General features: G+C 47.7%; 14 protein-coding genes. 1 reads left to right on the top strand and 13 read right to left on the bottom strand.

Features of this window, described 5'->3' with window-relative positions; translation table 11 throughout:
- Window positions 1–18 precede the first annotated feature (18 nt).
- Complete coding sequence (locus DMN77_RS01550) at window positions 19–570, top strand: hypothetical protein (RefSeq protein WP_179013211.1); 552 nt, start codon at window positions 19–21, stop codon at window positions 568–570.
- A gap of 137 nt (window positions 571–707) precedes the next feature.
- Here the strand turns inward: DMN77_RS01550 and DMN77_RS01545 are convergent, their stop codons facing one another.
- The 13 genes from DMN77_RS01545 to DMN77_RS23700 all read right to left on the bottom strand — a co-directional run bounded on the left by DMN77_RS01545 (window position 708) and on the right by DMN77_RS23700 (window position 17,371).
- Window positions 708–1,706, bottom strand: a complete 999-nt coding sequence (locus DMN77_RS01545) for a glycoside hydrolase family 130 protein (RefSeq protein ID WP_068779416.1) — start codon at window positions 1,704–1,706, stop codon at window positions 708–710.
- A gap of 182 nt (window positions 1,707–1,888) precedes the next feature.
- A complete protein-coding gene (locus tag DMN77_RS01540; RefSeq protein ID WP_068779415.1) occupies window positions 1,889–3,208 on the bottom strand; it encodes a glycoside hydrolase family 125 protein in 1,320 nt (439 codons plus the stop codon).
- A 42-nt stretch (window positions 3,209–3,250) separates the two neighbouring features.
- Window positions 3,251–5,566 (bottom strand): glycoside hydrolase family 3 N-terminal domain-containing protein, encoded by a 2,316-nt coding sequence (locus DMN77_RS01535; RefSeq protein WP_179013310.1) that lies wholly within the window; start codon window positions 5,564–5,566, stop codon window positions 3,251–3,253.
- A gap of 86 nt (window positions 5,567–5,652) precedes the next feature.
- Window positions 5,653–6,519 carry a carbohydrate ABC transporter permease gene (locus DMN77_RS01530; RefSeq protein WP_179013309.1) on the bottom strand — a complete coding sequence of 289 codons (867 nt, stop codon included), beginning with the start codon at window positions 6,517–6,519 and terminating at the stop codon, window positions 5,653–5,655.
- Between the two features lie 72 nt (window positions 6,520–6,591).
- The gene (locus DMN77_RS01525; RefSeq protein ID WP_179013307.1) at window positions 6,592–7,485 is read right to left on the bottom strand and encodes an ABC transporter permease; all 894 of its coding nucleotides are present in this window, start codon (window positions 7,483–7,485) and stop codon (window positions 6,592–6,594) included.
- A gap of 210 nt (window positions 7,486–7,695) precedes the next feature.
- Window positions 7,696–9,180, bottom strand: coding sequence for an ABC transporter substrate-binding protein (locus tag DMN77_RS01520; RefSeq protein ID WP_068779412.1), 1,485 nt, complete (start codon window positions 9,178–9,180; stop codon window positions 7,696–7,698).
- A gap of 155 nt (window positions 9,181–9,335) precedes the next feature.
- Window positions 9,336–10,859 carry a response regulator transcription factor gene (locus tag DMN77_RS01515; RefSeq protein ID WP_068779411.1) on the bottom strand — a complete coding sequence of 508 codons (1,524 nt, stop codon included), beginning with the start codon at window positions 10,857–10,859 and terminating at the stop codon, window positions 9,336–9,338.
- On the bottom strand, window positions 10,834–12,657 hold the full coding sequence (locus DMN77_RS01510; RefSeq protein WP_068779410.1) for a sensor histidine kinase: 1,824 nt from the start codon (window positions 12,655–12,657) through the stop codon (window positions 10,834–10,836). Before DMN77_RS01510 ends, DMN77_RS01515 begins: the two co-directional genes overlap by 26 nt.
- A gap of 150 nt (window positions 12,658–12,807) precedes the next feature.
- Window positions 12,808–14,304, bottom strand: coding sequence for a xylulokinase (xylB, locus tag DMN77_RS01505; RefSeq protein WP_179013209.1), 1,497 nt, complete (start codon window positions 14,302–14,304; stop codon window positions 12,808–12,810).
- Window positions 14,305–14,639: 335 nt separating this feature from the next.
- A complete protein-coding gene (gene xylA / locus DMN77_RS01500; RefSeq protein WP_068779408.1) occupies window positions 14,640–15,956 on the bottom strand; it encodes a xylose isomerase in 1,317 nt (438 codons plus the stop codon).
- A gap of 374 nt (window positions 15,957–16,330) precedes the next feature.
- Complete coding sequence (locus tag DMN77_RS01495) at window positions 16,331–16,444, bottom strand: YjcZ family sporulation protein (RefSeq protein WP_148466538.1); 114 nt, start codon at window positions 16,442–16,444, stop codon at window positions 16,331–16,333.
- 298 nt (window positions 16,445–16,742) lie between these two features.
- Window positions 16,743–17,234 carry a lysozyme gene (locus DMN77_RS23615; protein ID WP_218652814.1) on the bottom strand — a complete coding sequence of 164 codons (492 nt, stop codon included), beginning with the start codon at window positions 17,232–17,234 and terminating at the stop codon, window positions 16,743–16,745.
- Between the two features lie 8 nt (window positions 17,235–17,242).
- Entirely contained in the window at window positions 17,243–17,371 is a 129-nt protein-coding gene (locus DMN77_RS23700; RefSeq protein ID WP_256872184.1) for a lysozyme family protein, read from the bottom strand.
- Window positions 17,372–17,814 lie beyond the last annotated feature (443 nt).

Raw genomic sequence — 17,814 nt, 5'->3', positions numbered from 1 at the left:
TTAAAGGAGTGTTCACTCATGAACCTGCAAAATGTAATTAAAAAAACCGTACTTTCCGCCGTTATGTTATCCGCAGCCGCTGTCCCGGGAATCACCCATGCTGCAGACAACGCTGCAAAAACAGTAATCCCTAGTGTGAAAACACAGGCGGCCACGATGTTAAGCATGGATGGCAAATCGCAAAACATCACCATTGCCAAAATAGCTGATCCGCTGGAGCTGGCCAAGCAATACGCTCCCGATACGGTGGAGGATTGGAAGCAAGCGCTGGAACAGTTAGGGAAAAATACCGTTGCTACAAAAACCATCGAAGCGAAGCAAGTAAAAAGCCTGTCTGAAATAAAAGTAGGCGACAAGGAGCAAGCCAAAACATTACCTGGACAAGCCTCGGTCGCTGTATTCGTCTCGAAGGACAAGGCCACTGTAGCGGAGGATGCCTTCTCGAAGGGCTGGGCCGCCCTGGCCAAGGCGGAAGAATCCAAGGATGCTGCCGCTATTCGAGAAGCGCTGGACGGACTGTTAGAGCAGCTCAAACTGGTTAACGCCGAGCGGGATGCAGCGGGAAAATAAGAGGTTCTACAGTTCGTTGAACCGATGCACTGGCACATAAAATAAAGCAAACTGCAGCATAAAATTAAAACAGGGCCGGCCCCGTCATATTCCATGACGAAGAGCCAGCCCTGTTCTATTTTTTGTATATAAAAATATTAAGCTTCAGTCTCCAAAGGATACTCTTCCATATAGCTAAGCAGCTCATCCACTGTTGTGAAGGCAAGTCCGGTTACTGTGTCCGCACAGCCATAGTAGATGGCGATCCGGCCGGTTTCTGCATCGGTCAAGGCTGCACAAGGGAAGGTTACGTTCGGAACATCGCCTACGCACTCATACAATTCCTCAGGCCCGAGAATATAGTTGCGGGAACGCGCCAGTACTTTCCAAGGCTCGTTAATATCCAGCAACGCACAGCCCACGCGGTATACGAAGCCGTTCGCCGTATTGATAACGCCGTGGTAGATCAAGAGCCAGCCTTTATCGGTCTCAATCGGAACGGGTCCTGGGCCAATTTTCTTGGATTGCCAAGCAGAGGCATCCCCGTTTACTGTACCCATTACATAACGGTGTTTGCCCCAGAAAGTAAGGTCAGGACTTACACTGTAGAAAATATCTCCGAATGGAGTATGTCCGGTATCGCTCGGGCGGCTGACCATAGCGTAATAATCGCCAATTTTGCGCGGGAACAATACGCCGTTGCGGTTATATGGCAAGAAAGCATTCTCTAATTGATGGAAGGTTTTAAAATCGGTCGTATAAGCAATGCCGATCGTAGGACCATGATATCCATTACACCAGGTGATATAATAACGGTCATCAATCTTGCAGACCCGTGGATCATAGCGATACTCACGCTTGGTTACTTCTTCATCACCTTCAAATTGAATCGGTTCATGATTGATCTCCCAATTCACGCCATCTTTACTGAAGCCGGCGAAAATATCCATACTGACGGATCTGGAGTCACAACGGAATACACCGGCGAAGCCATCTTCAAAAGGCACTACAGCCGAGTTGAACACACTGTTGGAGTTCGGAATCGCATTCCGCGGAATGATCGGATTGGCCGAATAGCGCCATACTGGAGAGTTGCTGCCAGCAGGCTTGTCCTGCCAAGGGATGTTCGTCAGTTTTTCGCCAATAATTCTGCTCATTTTAATTCTCCTTTTCAGTTAACGATAAGTATTAAGTAATGATAAATCATACTCAAGAGCACTTTCGCACTCCGAATTGTAAGTGACGAAAGCCTAATTTGCAATTGAAGAATCACGACATCGCGTCGCGGTTCATCCAGCTGCTTGCGGCTTTTTAAGCCGTTGCTGCGTTTATCTCCGGTTTACAGGATGCCTTCCTTCATGGCCCGATATACGAGCTGAGAGAAGAGGCTGTTCGACCAAGCGAACCACTTCCGTGTAAAGATCGTTGGATCATCGACATGGAAACCTTCGTGCATAAATCCGGTATCCGCATCAGTGCTCTCCAGCATCGCGATCATTGCGAGCTTCTCTTCCTTCGTCTGCGCCGTGATTCCCTGCATGGACAACGCCATATGCCATACGTAATTCTCCGGGGTATGCGGGCTGCCGATGCCTTTAGCTGCTTTTCCTTCAAAATAGAACGGATTCTCTTTGCTCAGTGCAAAACGTCTCGTATTCTGATAGATCGGGTCATCAGCCGTTACGTATCCGAGATACGGAATGGAGATCAGGCCTGGTGTACCCGCATCATCCATCAGGCAGTAGTTGCCAAAGCCATCCGTCTCATAGGCATAGATCGGGCCAAACTCCGGATGACGATAAATCCCGTACAGCTTAATGCCGTAGTCTACCTCGAACTCCAGCTCTTTCAGCTCAGCCAGGAAGTCCATATCGCGGAATACCCACTCGGCAAACTCCTGCATCTGCCGCAGGGCTACAACTGCAAACATATTGCCTGGAATGTTGTAATGGAAGTCACAAGCATCGTCGCTCGAACGGAAGCCGGACCAGATCATTCCCGTATAGTTGACCGGCATGCCAAGCCCCTTGTTGCGCAGCGAATCTTCCGGGATTCCATTGTTACGGGTAAAGCGATAAGGCGAATTCTCAAAATGATGCTGTTCCGTCTTGAAGACTTCTACGATCTTTCTCATCGCTGCTTTGAAGCCGGCATCAAAGATGTCCGTCTGCTCCGTCTCTTTCCAATACGTATAAGCCAAGCGTACAACAAAGCACAGAGAATCGATCTCGAATTTGCGCTCCCATACCCATGGGGACATATCGGTCTCATCCGTCGTATTCCAATGCCAATCATTTGCGGATTCATTGAAAGCATTCGCATACGGATCAATATGAATATATTGAATATGGCGTTTGATTAACCCGCTGATGATACGCTGCAGATCTTCATCCTGCTTGGCAAAGGGGACGTACTGAATGACCTGCTCAACCGAGTCGCGCAGCCAGGAAGCCGGAATGTCACCGGTAATAACAAAGGTCGTTCCGTCCTCCATCAGCTTGGTCGTCGTCTCCAGCGTATTCGGGAAGCAGTTTTTGAACAATTGCAACAGCTTCGGACGGTGAGCCAGCTTCACCTCTGCTTCGGCTAATACATCCTTGATTGCCGCCGGGAGCTCCAGCTTAGGCATCGGTATTTTCGGGAGTCTGAATTGCTCCATGTCGTCACGCTCCTATAGTCTAAAATAAATGGTATTAGTTAATTAATCCGTATCCGCTTCATCCTCCCGTACCCATAAGTCAGCGCTTAGCGTGTCATTGACATGCCTGCCGACCAGAATACGGAATTGCCCCGGTTCAACTATCAGCTTATAGTCTTGTCCGATATATTGCAATTGTTCGGCACCAACTGTAAACTCGACTGTTCTGCTCTCACCCGGCGCCAGCTTGATCTTACGGAAGCCCTTCAGCTCCCTGGCCGGTCTTGTAACAGCGCTAACCACATCAGAAATATACATTTGGACAACTTCTGCACCTTCACGGTCGCCGACATTAGCAACCTCCACACGAACCGTCGCTTCTCCATCCGCAGGGATTGTCCGGGGTTCCACCGTAAGATTGCTGTAGCTGAACTCCGTATAGCTAAGCCCGTAACCAAACGGATAACGTGGCTGCGAATCGTCCTCCAGATAACGCTTGCCTCTGGAACGTTTGCCATGATAATAAACCGGTAGCTGTCCGACATGCTTCGGCACGGAAATGGTTAACCGTCCCGAAGGGTTCACATCCCCAAACAGAATATCAGCTATGGCATGTCCTCCTTCTTGACCCGGGTACCAGGCCTCCAGAATCGCATGCGCATGGTCTTCAATCCACGGCTCTGCAATCGGACGACCGTTAATATAGACAACGATGACAGGCTTGCCAAGCTTATATACTTCTTGAATCAGTTCAAGCTGTACACCTGATAATTCGAGAGACATACGGTCGATCCCTTCACCGCAATCCATATCGCTCCAGGAGTGTTCCGTCACCTTGGAGGCTCCTGTCTTCAGATCGATCGTGCCCTCGCCAAAGTCGCGTGCACTGGAACCGCCAACAACCATAACAACCGTATCGGCTTGGCCGGCCATTTCAAGCGCATTGTCAAAGCCCTCTCTCGATTCATCCTTAATCCGGCAGCCCGGAGCATAAAGCACGCGCTCTGGCTCAGCCGAGAGCTTGCTGCGGATTCCGCCCAGCACGGTTGTTACATTCGTTGCCGGTTGAGGAGAAGTGTAGTCTCCAAGCTGGTTATAGCCCATATCGGCATTGGGGCCGATTACGGCGATCCGGCCGGACTTTTTCGACAGCGGAAGCACCTGGGCTTCATTCTTCAGCAGAATGATTCCCTCTTCAGCAAGCCTTCGGGCGAGGTTCACATGCTCCTCACACCCTATGACTCGAGCCGCGCGCTCAGGATCCGCATATGGCGCATCGAATAAACCGAGCTTGAACTTCAAATCAAGCACCCGGCGAACCGCAGCGTCGACAATCGCTTCGTCCAGCTTGCCCTGGCGCACGGCTTCAAGCAGATGATGACCGAACATTTCACCGGACATCTCCATATCAATACCGGCGCGAATAGCCTGAACCGCCGCATCCATTCCGTTCTCTGCGGTATCATGACCTGCGGCCACCATATCGATCGCGCCGCAGTCGGTAATAACCATGCCTTCAAAACCCCACTCTGTGCGGAGGATATCCTGCAATAGCTCATGATTTGTTGTACAAGGAATACCGTCAATTTCATTGTAAGCCGGCATGATTGAGGCTGCGCCCGCCTTCACCGCTTTCTTGAACGGAAGCAGATCCACCTCCAGCAGTTCACGCTTGCCCATATGCACCGGCCCTGCGTTTCTGCCGCCTTCCGAGCTGCCATAGCCGACGAAATGCTTCAAGGTTGCAGCTACGCTATCCTCCTGATCCAGCGACTGGCCTTGCAGCCCTTCCACCGAGGCCACCGCAAGCTCGCTGATGAGATAGGCATCCTCGCCGAAGCATTCCTCCGTCCGCCCCCAGCGCGGATCACGAACTACATCCAGCACGGGCGAATAAGTCGCTGCCCCGCCCTGGCTGCGCGTCTCGCGAGCCACAGCGCGGCACATCTCGCGATAAAGCTCCACATTCCAGGTGCTGCCCAGGGTGAGCGGCACAGGAAATACGGTAGCTCCTATCGCCATATGGCCATGTGAGCATTCCTCGCCAATCAGGATCGGAATCCCTAAGCGGGAATGTTCAATAGCATAACGCTGAATTTCATTAACCGCGGCTGCGCCGGCTTCTGGCGATAACCCGCTCTCCAGCGTAACACCGGTCCACGGGTCAGCGCGGAGCACGCCGTACAGGGAGCCTATTCCACCGTTTGCAACCTGCTTCTTGAAGGCTTCAGTCAGCTCGATTCTACCGTCCTTATGTTCATAGACCTGCCAGCCGAAAGGTTGAACCAACTGCCCGATCTTCTCTTCAAGTGTCATCAGACTCAGCAAATGCTGCGCCCGTTCTGAGTCAGAATAGCTACGATCCTTATAGATCACTATCTCCGCACTCTCCTTCCAGAGGTGTTCAAAAGGCCTGCTGTGCTGAACACCGCCTTTTTGAACTCACATTTTATGAAGAGGTTAGCTTATTCTTTAACGGCCCCTACTGTAAGACCTTGGATGAAATAACGTTGGAAGAACGGATACGCGAAAATAATCGGCAGCGTGGCCAGAACGACCATCGCCATCCGTGAAGTATCCTGAGGCAGCGATCTCATAGCTTCGAGACTGAGCGAGCTGTTCTGAGCATTTTGCATAATGAACTGCATGCTTGTCTCAATCCGCATCAACATCGACTGCAATGGCACCAGATTCGGATTGTCGATGTAGAGAAGTGCGTTGAACCAGTCATTCCAGTAACCGAGGGTACTGAACAAACCGATGGTCGCAAGACCTGGCAAAGACAATGGGAGAACGAGCTTGATAAAGATACGGAACTCGCCCGCGCCATCAATTTTACCCGATTCGATAATTGCATCCGGCACGCTTGTCGCATAGAACGTCCGCAGAATCATAATGTAAAAGGCGTTCACGGCGAGCGGCAGAATCAGCGCCCAGACCGTATCCTTAAGTCCCATCAGCTGCGTTACGATAATGTAGGTCGGTACAAGACCGCCGTTGAACAGCATCGTAAAGAATGCAAAGAAGGAGAAGAAATTGCGGTAACGGAAGCTCTTTCTGGAGATTGCATAAGCATAAAATGCCATGAACAATAAAGCTATGACTGTACCCACCACGGTGACGAAGATCGTTACCCCGTATGAACGAAGCAAAGTATCGCCCATATCGAACATGTAGCGGTAAGCCCCCAGGCTCCATTTCTCCGGAATTAATCGGTAGCCATTTTGGGCCAGTGTTCCTTCATCCGTCAAGGAGATGATAACCACGAACAGAAAAGGGAAGACGCAAAGGATAGCAAAAATCCCGGCAATCAGGTTAAAGGTTATATTCATCGGTGTGGATAGATTGTGAAAATCGCGTTCTTTCTTTCGTTGAGACACTATGCTCACTCCCTTGCAATATATTTAGAACAAGGCGTTATCCTTGTCGTATTTGCGTACGATATAGTTCGATGTCATGACGAGAATGAAACCTACGACGGATTGATACAAGCCTGCCGCAGCACTCATGCCAATTTCACCTGTTGTTTTCAGTCCACGATATACATAAGTGTCAATAACGTTCGTTACCCCGTACAATGTACCGGAGTCTCTTGGTACTTGATAGAACAGACCAAAGTCTGCATAGAATATTTTCCCGATCGCCAGCAAAGTCATAATGGTAATGATCGGTTTCAGCAGAGGCAATGTGATCGCGCGAATTTGTTGCATTTTGCTGGCTCCGTCGATCATTGCTGCTTCATAGAGAGATCTGTCGATCCCCATAATCGATGCCAAATATACAACGCTGTTATAACCTACCGCTTTCCATAGGTATACCAACACCAAAATTAACGGCCAATACTTTGATTCCGAATACCACTGAACTGGAGGAATTCCTAACGAATTGAACAACCCGTTCAGCAAACCGCGGTCCGAGCTAAGAAAACTGAATGTGAAATAACCGACGATGACCCATGACAGAAAGTATGGGAGGAACATGCCGGTTTGATATACTTTTGATAGCCGTTTATTCGTAATTTCCGACAAAATAACAGCCAACGCTACAGAGAAAATTAAGCCTAAAAAGATAAATACAATGTTGTACAGCAGCGTGTTCCTTGTGATGATTAACGCATCATTCGTACTGAACAGGAACTTGAAGTTCTGCCATCCAACCCACTTGCTGTTAACGATACTGGCCCAGAAGCCGTCCCGATCAAAGCGATATTCCTTAAATGCAATTACCGTACCGAACATCGGCAGGTATGAGAAGAAAAGGAACCAGAGCGCCGCGGGGAGCACCATGAGCAGCATCATTCTATTCTTGACGATATTCTGGAAAAATTCGCCGACCCTTTTCACGTTTTATCCCTCCTGAATGTAATGAAATAAAATACCTGTTGATAGACAGTCGGCCCTAGACAACTATTTAAAAACGGCCGTACGTTTGAATCAAAAAAAGATCGGGCATAGGCAAATCACCCGCCCGATCTTCTCCTTTAGAGGTTCAACCTCTTATTCAAGCTATTACTTACCAGCGCTTGCTTTCCACTCATCGATTTGCTTCTGAGCTTCAGCGATGATCTTATCAAGACCAGCGGCTTTGAACTTCTCAATCGCTTTAGGAAGGTATTGATCCGGATCCACTGTACCTGTCATCAATGCAGCCCAGTATTCTTCCTTCACGTTTTGAACTGCAGCCAGCTCAGTAGTTACCTTCGAAGTATCAAAGTTGAATCCAAGCAATGGAGCTTTGATACCCGTGTCATTAAACTTCTTGAATTGTTCCCACTTGTCAGCAGGGTCACCCTCGTTCAAGTAAGTGATCATGATGTTGCCAAGGGAGAAAGTAGGCATGTCGTAGTTCTTGGATGCATCCAGGTTCTTCATAACGTTGTCGCCAACTTTTTCGTAATGAACCCCTTCAAGACCGGAGTCAACCATATTGCGAAGCACTGGATCTGTATTCAGAAGGTTCAGGAATTCCATGGCTTTCTCAGGGTATTTCGAGTTAGCCGAGATCGCTTGCATGGAGCCCATTACCGACCAGTTATAGATGTAAGGATCGCCAGCTGGTGTAGATACTACAGGGTATCCGTAACTTGCGGACCAGAGGTTATCAGCAAAAGGCTGTGTGCTGGCACGGTCCATAAACCATTTACCGGATTTCATCAGATCATCTGTAGATGTTGTTGTCGCTGCTTCTGGAGAAATATAACCTGCTTGATAGAACTTGTGCATCGTTTTCAAAGTATCTTTCAATTCAGGACTTTCCAGAATGTTAACGACTTTATAGTCCTTCGTGTCCATTGCAACTGCCATCGGCAATTTTTCAATGATGTAGTCATATGGAATCAAAGGCATATAGGTCTTGTCCATTGCAAAAGGAGTAATGTTGGATTCGTTCTCCTTGATCGTCTTCAACAATGGCTCAAGACTTTCCAAGGAGCGTACACTGGACATGTCCAATTTGTACTTGTCCAAAAATTCTTTATTAAAACGCCATACTTCCTGCGCTGGCAGTTCTTTATTAGCTGGAATTCCGTAGTTATGTCCGTCTACCTTGGAACCTTCCAGGAATGCAGGATCAAGTGTCTTCACAATGTCTTGACCATGAGTCTTCAACAGATCATCAAGCTCCATAAACGCGCCTTTACGTGCGTTTTGTACATAATCAAATGCCCACGAGCTGGTAAACATGATGTCCATCGGTTCGCCGGATGCAGCCATAACCTGCATTTTTTGCGTATAGTCACCGAAGTCGATCTGTTTCATTTTGACAGTGACATTGATCTTCTCTTTCGTATATTTGCTGACTTCTTCCATAACTTTATCTGTATCTTTTTGCGGCGTACCGATCGTGTACCAGAGTAATTCGACAGGTTTTTCACCTTTGCCGTCCCCAGACGCGCCATTGTTTGCCGCATTCTTGCCACCGCAGGCACTAACGAGCAGTGTAAGTGCCATCAGCGAGGCCAACATTAGAGAGAATTTTTTTCTTTTGGAACTCATTGTTGAATACCCTCCTTTTTAATTAACCTTGACTATTTATCTGTTCTGTATTCAAGGACTACCTTAACTTTAAATTATGAAAGCATTTTCAAATAGAAGTGAAAATAAATAAATCCATGTACAAAATAAAGAAAAAGGCCTGCAGGCGATATTCGCTAGCTAAGCCCTTTATATTCTGTCGGTGAAATGCCGACGTATTTGCGAAATTGTTTGTAGAAATATCCGGTTTCCCAGTAGCCAACCCCCCGGGCAATTTCTTGTACCTTCATGGGGCTATGCTTCAGCAATTCCTTGGCCTTCTCAATCCGGTACCAATTAATATAGTCGGTAAAGGACTGATTTACTTCCTTATGGAACAGTTGACCAAGATAGACCGGATGGATATTGTACAGGGCCCCAAGTGTCTTCAGCGAAATGTCCTCGTTGTAGGACTGATCGATATAATGGAGCACCTGCTGAACGACCGGACTCTTCATATCATTGGTTAATGATTCAACCGTAATCCCGGCAACCTCATGCATGATTTGTACCAGCTCCTCAATGGAGGCGGTTGTACGGATTCTCGCGAACTGATCCTTGTAAAGATCGGGTTCCTCGTCATGCCTGATCTCCTCCAGTTGCATCTTGAAGCGGATAATCCATTCCATAGCCAATTCCTGAAGAATTTCGGGCGATATACCTTGCATCTGCCGCAGCACTCCGAAATCTTCATCTATGCGGGCGATTAGCCCGGCCTTATCCTTCGCCATAATCAATTTGGAATATTCGTTCCAATTCATTGGAATACTGCGTTCGGCATGATCCTGATGACCCTTCAACTGATCATAATGCAAAATATTCCGCTCCGGATAGATCATAAAGTATTCCTGTGCTTTCTTGGCATGTGTATAGCTCAGGAAGGGCTCTGCCTCCATTTCCTGGGCACTGCCAATCGACATCCTGAGCGGTCGGTAAGACAACAGAACACTCATCAATTGATGATTCGTTAGTTCGATCTCCTCCAGGCCTTGCTCCAGTTCATCGAAGTTGTACACTAGTACAATATTCCCCTCTACATCACGAAACGGGATCACTCCCTCTTTCCCCCACAATTGATGGAGCACGGCCTCAAACAACGACTGGCTCAATTCCTTGCTCCGCAACAGCGATACCAGGACGTAACGCTTGTCCAAGCGAATTCCCAACAGGTCAGCGCGTTCCTGGAATTCCGGAGGCTTGATTTGATTCCTTACCCAGCGGTACATAATATTGTCCTTCAGGATGAGGATACTCTGTTCATTAAGATCGACGAAAGGACTTTTGGAGGCATTCAATTTCTCAGCGACGGTGTTCAGTGTAGCTTTGAACTCCTCCAGGTTGATTGGCTTCAGCAAATAATTCTCGATGCCAAGCATCATGCCTTCCTTTAAATAATCAAACTCGTTAAAACCACTCAGGACAATCACTTTAAGCTCTGGATGCAATTCGCGAGCCTGACGGATGAGATCAAGCCCATTCATCTTGGGCATAGAAATGTCAGTGACAAGTATATCGGCAGGGATATGCTTCAGCGCTTCCAGCGCCTCAAGTCCATTCCCGGCCTGTCCGACAATCTCCATATCGAGCTCCGCCCAATCTACAATATCGTATAGACCTTCAATAATAAATGGTTCATCATCGACTATGAACACCTTGTACATCGTCTGTTCCATCCTCCCCCAGATCAGGGAACAATACGGTGACCACCGTTCCTCTTCCCAGATCACTCTTGATATCTACACCGTACGGAGCTCCGTACAACAATTTTAACCGTTCATGTATGCTGCGCAGCCCAAACGAGCCTGAATACTCATCCGGATTCACGAGGGCATCTTTAATTTGTCCCAAGCGATCCGGAGGGATACCCTGCCCGTTATCCTTGATCTCAACACACAGATATTCCTCTATTTTCGCAACCTGAATCATAAGCTTATTATCGGTTCCATCCGTCCGCATCCCATGCAGGATATAATTTTCGATAATCGGCTGTAAAGACATTTTCAGCAAAGTTCTGCTCATCAGCTGTTTATCGCAAATAATCTCGTAGGAGAATTTATCCTTATAGCGAATTCGGAACAGCTCCAGGTACATGCGGCAGGCCTCAAGCTCATCCTTCAGGGTGTAGCGAGGCTTCTGCTGAACATAGTTCTTGAACAGCATGGACAGGCTGTAGATCATCTCCCCTACATCCGCCGCCCCCTGGGAGACCGCGCGCATGCGAATGACTTCGAGCGTATTATAGAGAAAATGAGGATTCACCCTTGCTTCAAGCGCAGCAATCTCCGTATGCTTCTGCTTAATCTCCGCTTTATAGACCCGGTCAATATACAAGTTCAGATCCACCAGCATCTCGTTGAAGCTCTTGGCAATCTGTCCGATCTCATCGTCCTTCGTCTCCTCAATTCTCGCATCCAGGTCTCCGTTCTTCACCTTGCGCGTAAATTGAATAATACTGTGGGTCCGTCTGGCGAAATTCATAATAAACAACGTGGATATCAGGATCGCGAACAGGATGCAGACCGAACTGACCAGAATAATTGTATTGCGAACTCCACGATAGGTGGCGGCGAGCTCATTTTTAGGGATCAGACTGAGTACGGTATAACCTCCCTGAGTGTCCGTCAGCTTGATAATCGAATCCCCTTGCTCCGTTACATCATTGTCGTAGACTATGTTGATCTGCTCCACATGTGGATATCTATTCCCATAGTAGCTGCCATCCGTATCGAAAATGACATCACCGCTACCGGACAATACAACGATGCGCCCCTTGATTTCCTCCCTGTAATTCTCAATGCTGTTCCATATTTTTTCCGAGTTGAAATAGACCTCTAATTGGCCGATATTGCGCAGTGTAATATTATTGTTAATCGGTATGCGCACGGAAAACATCGGTGACTCCGGCATTTCAATCGTCTTTCTTACCCACACATTAGGTGTAGAAACCTTCGAATTCTCTCCGGTATACATCGCATCGGGAACGAGGGATTTCGCCGCATTGGTGCCGATGATTTTAAAATTCGCTTTGTTATACACATACAACTGCTGCAAGGAAGCGCTATATAACATCAGGGTCGCGATATCCGGATCATCCTCGAACCGATTTCTGAATATTTGCACGGTATCGCTGGTGGAACTGCTATTATTGCGATTCAGCCTGTATTCGATGTACTCTTTGTACGGATGCTCCAGGAAATAAGCGGTGTTGAAAGCCAAATCAGCGTCCCTATAGGTATCACGCATCATGTTCTGCACAGATTCATATTTATTGTTGATATATTTATTGATGTTCTGCACTGCGCTGCGCTGAATGCCGAGCTGCCGCTCTACCGCAGCGTCCGCCATGGAGCGGAACATCAGATATGAGAAGATGATAATAGTTACGATCGTAATCGTCGAAAAGAGAAATATGATCTTCAGAAACAATTTATCTTTGAAATATTTGCGGTAAATCTTCATGAATCATCAATGTCCTCCTTCGATCTATACGCCACGATCCGGTTAAAGCCGGCAGAATTATCATAACCGTTATCCTATACATAGAACAAGCGCCCGCCTTCAGGATCTACTGAAGTGCGGGCGCTGCACTGGTATATAATATATATTCGATTAACCGCGGAATTCCTGCAAACCTTGATTCAGTTCGCGGGTCGCTGAGTAAACTTGCTGATACAGCTTGAAGAGGCGGGCGTAAGTGTCCACATTGGCAGGAATCGGTTCATATATTTTGCCATATCCGCTAAACTGATCGGCGCATTCCTTAAGGCTGTCGAACCAGCCGCTGCCTACAGCCGCCATCATCGCAGCGCCCATAGCCGGACCTTGCTCGTTCTTGAGCGAGACGACCGGTGTATTGAAGATATCCGCCTGCATTTGCAGCCATACCGGATTTTTCGCTCCACCGCCGATGGAAATGATCCGTCTGGTACTGATTCCCGCCTGACGGAAGAGCTCAAGCGATTCAGCCAGCGAGAATGTGATGCCTTCCATCACAGCACGGGCCATATGCTCGCGGCGATGCGTACCGGACAGACCGATGAAGCTGGCCCGAATCGCGCTGTCGGCGTGCGGCGTGCGCTCACCAACCAGGTAAGGTGTGAACAACAAACCGTCCGCACCCGGCGGCAGATCAGCAACCGGCTTCAGCATCTCGTCAAAGCTAAGCTCTGAAGCAAGTGAATCCTTAAACCAGCTTAAGGAGTAACCTGCGGCCAACGTAACGCCCATGGCATAGAAAGCGCCCGGATGCGCATGATTAAAGAAATGCACTTTCCCTGCGAAATCCTTGTTCTTGTCTTCTTCATAAGTCAGTACAACGCCGGAGGTACCAATGCTGCACATCGCATCGCCCTCACGAACGATCCCCGCGCCAACAGCTCCGCAAGCGTTATCGGCTCCACCGCCAAATACACGCGTCTTCTCGGACAAACCGCTCAGCTTGGCGAACTCAGGCAGAATCGTACCTGTATCCTCCGAGCTGCCGACAATCGGCGGACAGAATCCTTCCGGCAAATGGAAGGCCTGAATAATTTCTTCAGACCATTTGCCTTCCGGAACGTTAAGCATCAACGTACCTGCTGCATCGGAGATTTCCATCTGTACACTCCCCGTCATGCGGTAGCGCAAATAATCCTTCGGCAGCACAAAGCGGGCTGCCTTTGCGAACAGTTCTGGCTCATGCTTCTGCACCCACAGCACCTTCGGAAGGGTAAAGCCTTCCAGTGCCGCATTGCGGGTAATCTTTAACAATCCGTCACCAAGCTTCTGCTCAATCTCGCGGCATTCCTTCGTCGTGCGCGTATCATTCCATAAAATCGCGTTGCGCAGCACGTTGTTCTGTTCATCAAGCAGCACAAGGCCGTGCATTTGCCCGGAGAAGGATACCCCTTCAATGTCCTCCGGAGATATGCCGGATTCCTGCAGCAATTGCTGCAAACCGGAGACCGTTCCGTTCACCCATTCTTCCGGATTTTGCTCGCTGTAGCCAGGACGTTCGTGAATAAGCGGATAAGAGGCGGTTGCTTCGCCTCGGATCTCCCCCTGCTGATCCACCAGCAAGGTCTTCACGGAGCTCGTGCCAAGATCGATACCGATTACGTACTTCATCTCGTATGTCTCCCTTCAATTCATCTAGGGTTCTTACTATTAACAAGGTCGGTGTTTAGCACCGAAGCTTTACTTCAGTTGAATGAAGCCAGGGTCTGAGGAGCGTAGCGTACGTTTTGGGTACGTGAGCCCTGAGATGTTTCCGCAAGAGACATGACTTCGCAAGCATCTGTTTAGGCCTGGCTCAATTCAGAATTAAATACCGTTACTTCTTGATTCACTTCGTGATTAAAAGCAAACCTACAAAAAGGGACGACCCAGCGTCCCTTTTTGTGTTGTGCTATTGCATCATCTATATCACCGGCCTGATCATACTTGTTCAATGCCGGCGGCTATTATTTGGTTCCGAAAATATATTCGTTCAGACGAGCCTTCAACAGCTCCAGATGATTCGATTTGTTCACGATGTGGCTGTGCTCAAGAGCATAGGCTTCCAAGGTCTTGAAGTTTGCTTTGCCGGATACAATATCGGCACCGACGCCTGTCTTGAAGCTTGCATAACGATCAGCCAGCAGGTTCTCGAAGAATTTGTCGTCGATCATTTTGCCGGCGACTTTCAAGCCTTTAGCAAAGGTATCCATACCAGCGATATGCGCATAGAACAAATCTTCAGGTTCGAAGGAAGTACGCCTTACCTTCGCGTCGAAGTTCACGCCGCCGGAGCCAATACCGCCATTTTCCAAGATTTCATACATCGCAAGCGTTACAGCATACAAATCTGTAGGGAATTCGTCAGTATCCCAGCCGAGCAGCATGTCGCCTTGGTTCGCATCGATCGAACCAAGCATATTGTTGATGCGAGCTACGCGCAGCTCATGCTCAAATGTATGACCTGCCAAGGTAGCATGGTTCGCTTCAAGGTTTAGTTTGAAATGTTTGTCCAAGCCGTATTTTTGCAAGAAAGAAATCGTCGTTGCTGCATCGAAGTCATATTGGTGTTTGGTTGGCTCTTTCGGCTTAGGCTCAATCAGGAATTGACCAGTAAATCCGATTTCCTTCGCATAATCAACAGCCATATGGAAGAATCTTGCCAGGTTATCCAGCTCGAAGCCCATATCCGTATTGAGCAAGGACTCATAACCTTCGCGGCCGCCCCAGAATACATAGTTCTCAGCGCCCAGCTCAAGCGCAGTTTCCAGACCCTTCTTCACTTGCGCTGCTGCATAAGCAAATACGTCTGCATTGTTAGTAGTAGCAGCACCATGAACATAACGCGGATTGGAGAACATATTAGCTGTGTTCCAAAGCAGCTTAACGCCTGTGGAATTCATGCCTTCTTTAATTTTAGCGACAATTACATCAAGATTCTCGTTAGACTCTTTCAGTGTTGCGCCTTCAGGAGCCACGTCAACATCATGGAAACAGAAGTAAGGAGCGCCCAATTTCTCGATGAATTCGAAGTTCACTTCAACGCGAGCTTTCGCCAGATCAAGACCGGATACAGTCTCCCATGGGCGAACCATGTTTGCTTGACCAAATGGATCGCTGCCGTTCATCGTCAATGTATGCCAGTAAGCTACTGCAAAACGAAGATGTTCTTTCATAGTTTTGCCGAGCACAACTTCATTTTCGTTATAGTGTTTGAATGCCAACGGGTTGTCGGAACCTGCGCCTTCATACTGAATTTTGCTAATATTCTTAAAATAACTCACGCTAAAATCCTCCCTAAATTAGAGTTTTTTGAAAGCATTTACACCCTATCTGCGAAAGGTATGATTGCCTTTACACCTAGATCGTATCATGTTCGACTTAGTTTGTCTAGTAAACTAACTAAGAAAAGTGTAAATGTGTAATATTCACGTTTTAATTGATTCTGCACATCGTAAACTAGGCCTTTACGCGGAAGGCTTGTAGGTAAACTGTGGGCAAGTGAAACTCGGCTAATTGTCGATGGAAAATAAAAAAAGACCCTGCTTGTTCATAATAGCAGGGTCTTTATCGATACTTTCGGATTGCATTGCGGTGCTTCCACTAAAGTAATTATATACTATCCCAATTATTGATACGGGGGCGATTGCTAGGGTTATTAAAAAACAAAGGCTTGTGATATGATGACAAGCAATATGAACAGAACCAAAATCGCTGCAGTTGAAGTCCCCAATCCACCGCCACATGATCCTCCACCAAGAAATTCACCCATGTGTGCTTACCTCCTTGTATTTAGAGTACACACCATCCTATTCAATCTTTTACAATACAGATTGGACATCTTCCCCTATGATAAAGTCTATTTATTAGATACTCGTACTACAAATTCTACCCACCGCCATCAGATTTGGTTCAATTACTGATAACAACTGTTGTGTCCAACAGTCCTAGCGCGATGCTGCCATCGTAAGCAGATCCTGCTTCATCAGATCGGTTAAATCGAACAATCCCGGCCGGTGTCCAAGAAGTCGAAGCAAGAACAGTACCGGGGATACAATTCCGCCATCTGTTTATTCATCGCTCTTTACCTCCGTGATATTTTTTATTAACCGATTGATTACGATGGCTGTTTCCTCTCTCGTGATCGGCGCGCCCGGCCTTGTCCCATCAAAATAGCCGTTTGCCGCAGCTTCGCCCCAAGCCGCTGCCGCCCATGGGCTTACTTGGTTAATGTCCCGCTCTGCCATTTTCGGCGCCTCCTTTACAGGTGTATTAAATAACTCCTGTTCAGCTTTGCGCCGCCTGACCAGTCCAGCCAGCACATTACCGCCAGCCTTGTTGTACTTGGTCAGATTGTCCGCAATCTGCGCGATGCTGCGGCCTTTGCAAAGAGACAGCAAGTTCCCTGGTCCGCAGTTGTAACAAAAACTAACCAGCACATCAAACTGGTTTTGATTAAGCTGCGTGATCACAGGTACATATGCCGGATTGTTAACGTACACTTCATATTTAGCCAGATCAGCCATTAGCATACGATCTGCCTGCGCCTGAGTGATGATCATTCCCTGCCTCACATCAGGTCCATAATGCCCCAACCAATGGTCCAATACTGCTCCGTGCCGACTGGCTTGTACGCCGCTAAGCGGCAGCCCTCAAAGTTTTTGATCAGCTTAATGCCCGCTTCTGATATTTTTCGCATCTTATATCACTCCCTCTAGTAAAATATGCTAGATTGCCACTAGCCTGCTTGTACTCACGCCCCGCTTTGCAACTTATTTACTGACTCTCTCCAAACCTTGGGTAGTTTGTTACAAAACGTCCCTTCATTTTCCTGCCAGCAGCTAAAGATCCATCCATCGTCTTCTCGTAGACTTTTATGACATGCGCTGTTATATCTTCTTAATAGAGAAGAAGCCATCCTTCTTAGTCTCAATAATCTTCTCCAGCAGCAATGATTGTTCTATTCTCCCTGGAATACTCCATATGAATACATTCAGCTGAAATATAATAGGATGTCACATGGGTGACGAGGCTCTGTTTTCCAAAATGTTATTTCACCACATCTTGCGAAGATTGTAGTAGAATGAAAAATGGTTTTATTTGCAACTATGCCCTGGCAGAATGTGAATGGCCGTATTCAAA

Source organism: Paenibacillus sp. 79R4, assembly GCF_013393165.1.
In the GTDB taxonomy this organism is placed as follows: Bacteria; Bacillota; Bacilli; order Paenibacillales; family Paenibacillaceae; genus Fontibacillus.
This window is presented reverse-complemented; position numbering and strand designations above follow the sequence as displayed.

Bases quoted from the DNA above. Each gene is read 5' to 3' on its own strand.
- DMN77_RS23700 (WP_256872184.1), bottom strand. From the start codon at position 17,371: ATGCGAAAAATATCAGAAGCGGGCATTAAGCTGATCAAAAACTTTGAG.
- DMN77_RS01530 (WP_179013309.1), bottom strand. From the start codon at position 6,519: ATGAATATAACCTTTAACCTGATTGCCGGGATTTTTGCTATCCTTTGC.
- DMN77_RS01510 (WP_068779410.1), bottom strand. From the start codon at position 12,657: ATGAAGATTTACCGCAAATATTTCAAAGATAAATTGTTTCTGAAGATC.
- DMN77_RS01495 (WP_148466538.1), bottom strand. From the start codon at position 16,444: ATGGGTGAATTTCTTGGTGGAGGATCATGTGGCGGTGGATTGGGGACT.
- DMN77_RS01550 (WP_179013211.1), top strand. From the start codon at position 19: ATGAACCTGCAAAATGTAATTAAAAAAACCGTACTTTCCGCCGTTATG.
- xylB (WP_179013209.1), bottom strand. From the start codon at position 14,304: ATGAAGTACGTAATCGGTATCGATCTTGGCACGAGCTCCGTGAAGACC.
- DMN77_RS23615 (WP_218652814.1), bottom strand. From the start codon at position 17,234: ATGATCATCACTCAGGCGCAGGCAGATCGTATGCTAATGGCTGATCTG.
- DMN77_RS01520 (WP_068779412.1), bottom strand. From the start codon at position 9,180: ATGAGTTCCAAAAGAAAAAAATTCTCTCTAATGTTGGCCTCGCTGATG.
- DMN77_RS01540 (WP_068779415.1), bottom strand. From the start codon at position 3,208: ATGGAGCAATTCAGACTCCCGAAAATACCGATGCCTAAGCTGGAGCTC.
- DMN77_RS01545 (WP_068779416.1), bottom strand. From the start codon at position 1,706: ATGAGCAGAATTATTGGCGAAAAACTGACGAACATCCCTTGGCAGGAC.
- DMN77_RS01525 (WP_179013307.1), bottom strand. From the start codon at position 7,485: ATGATGCTGCTCATGGTGCTCCCCGCGGCGCTCTGGTTCCTTTTCTTC.
- DMN77_RS01515 (WP_068779411.1), bottom strand. From the start codon at position 10,859: ATGTACAAGGTGTTCATAGTCGATGATGAACCATTTATTATTGAAGGT.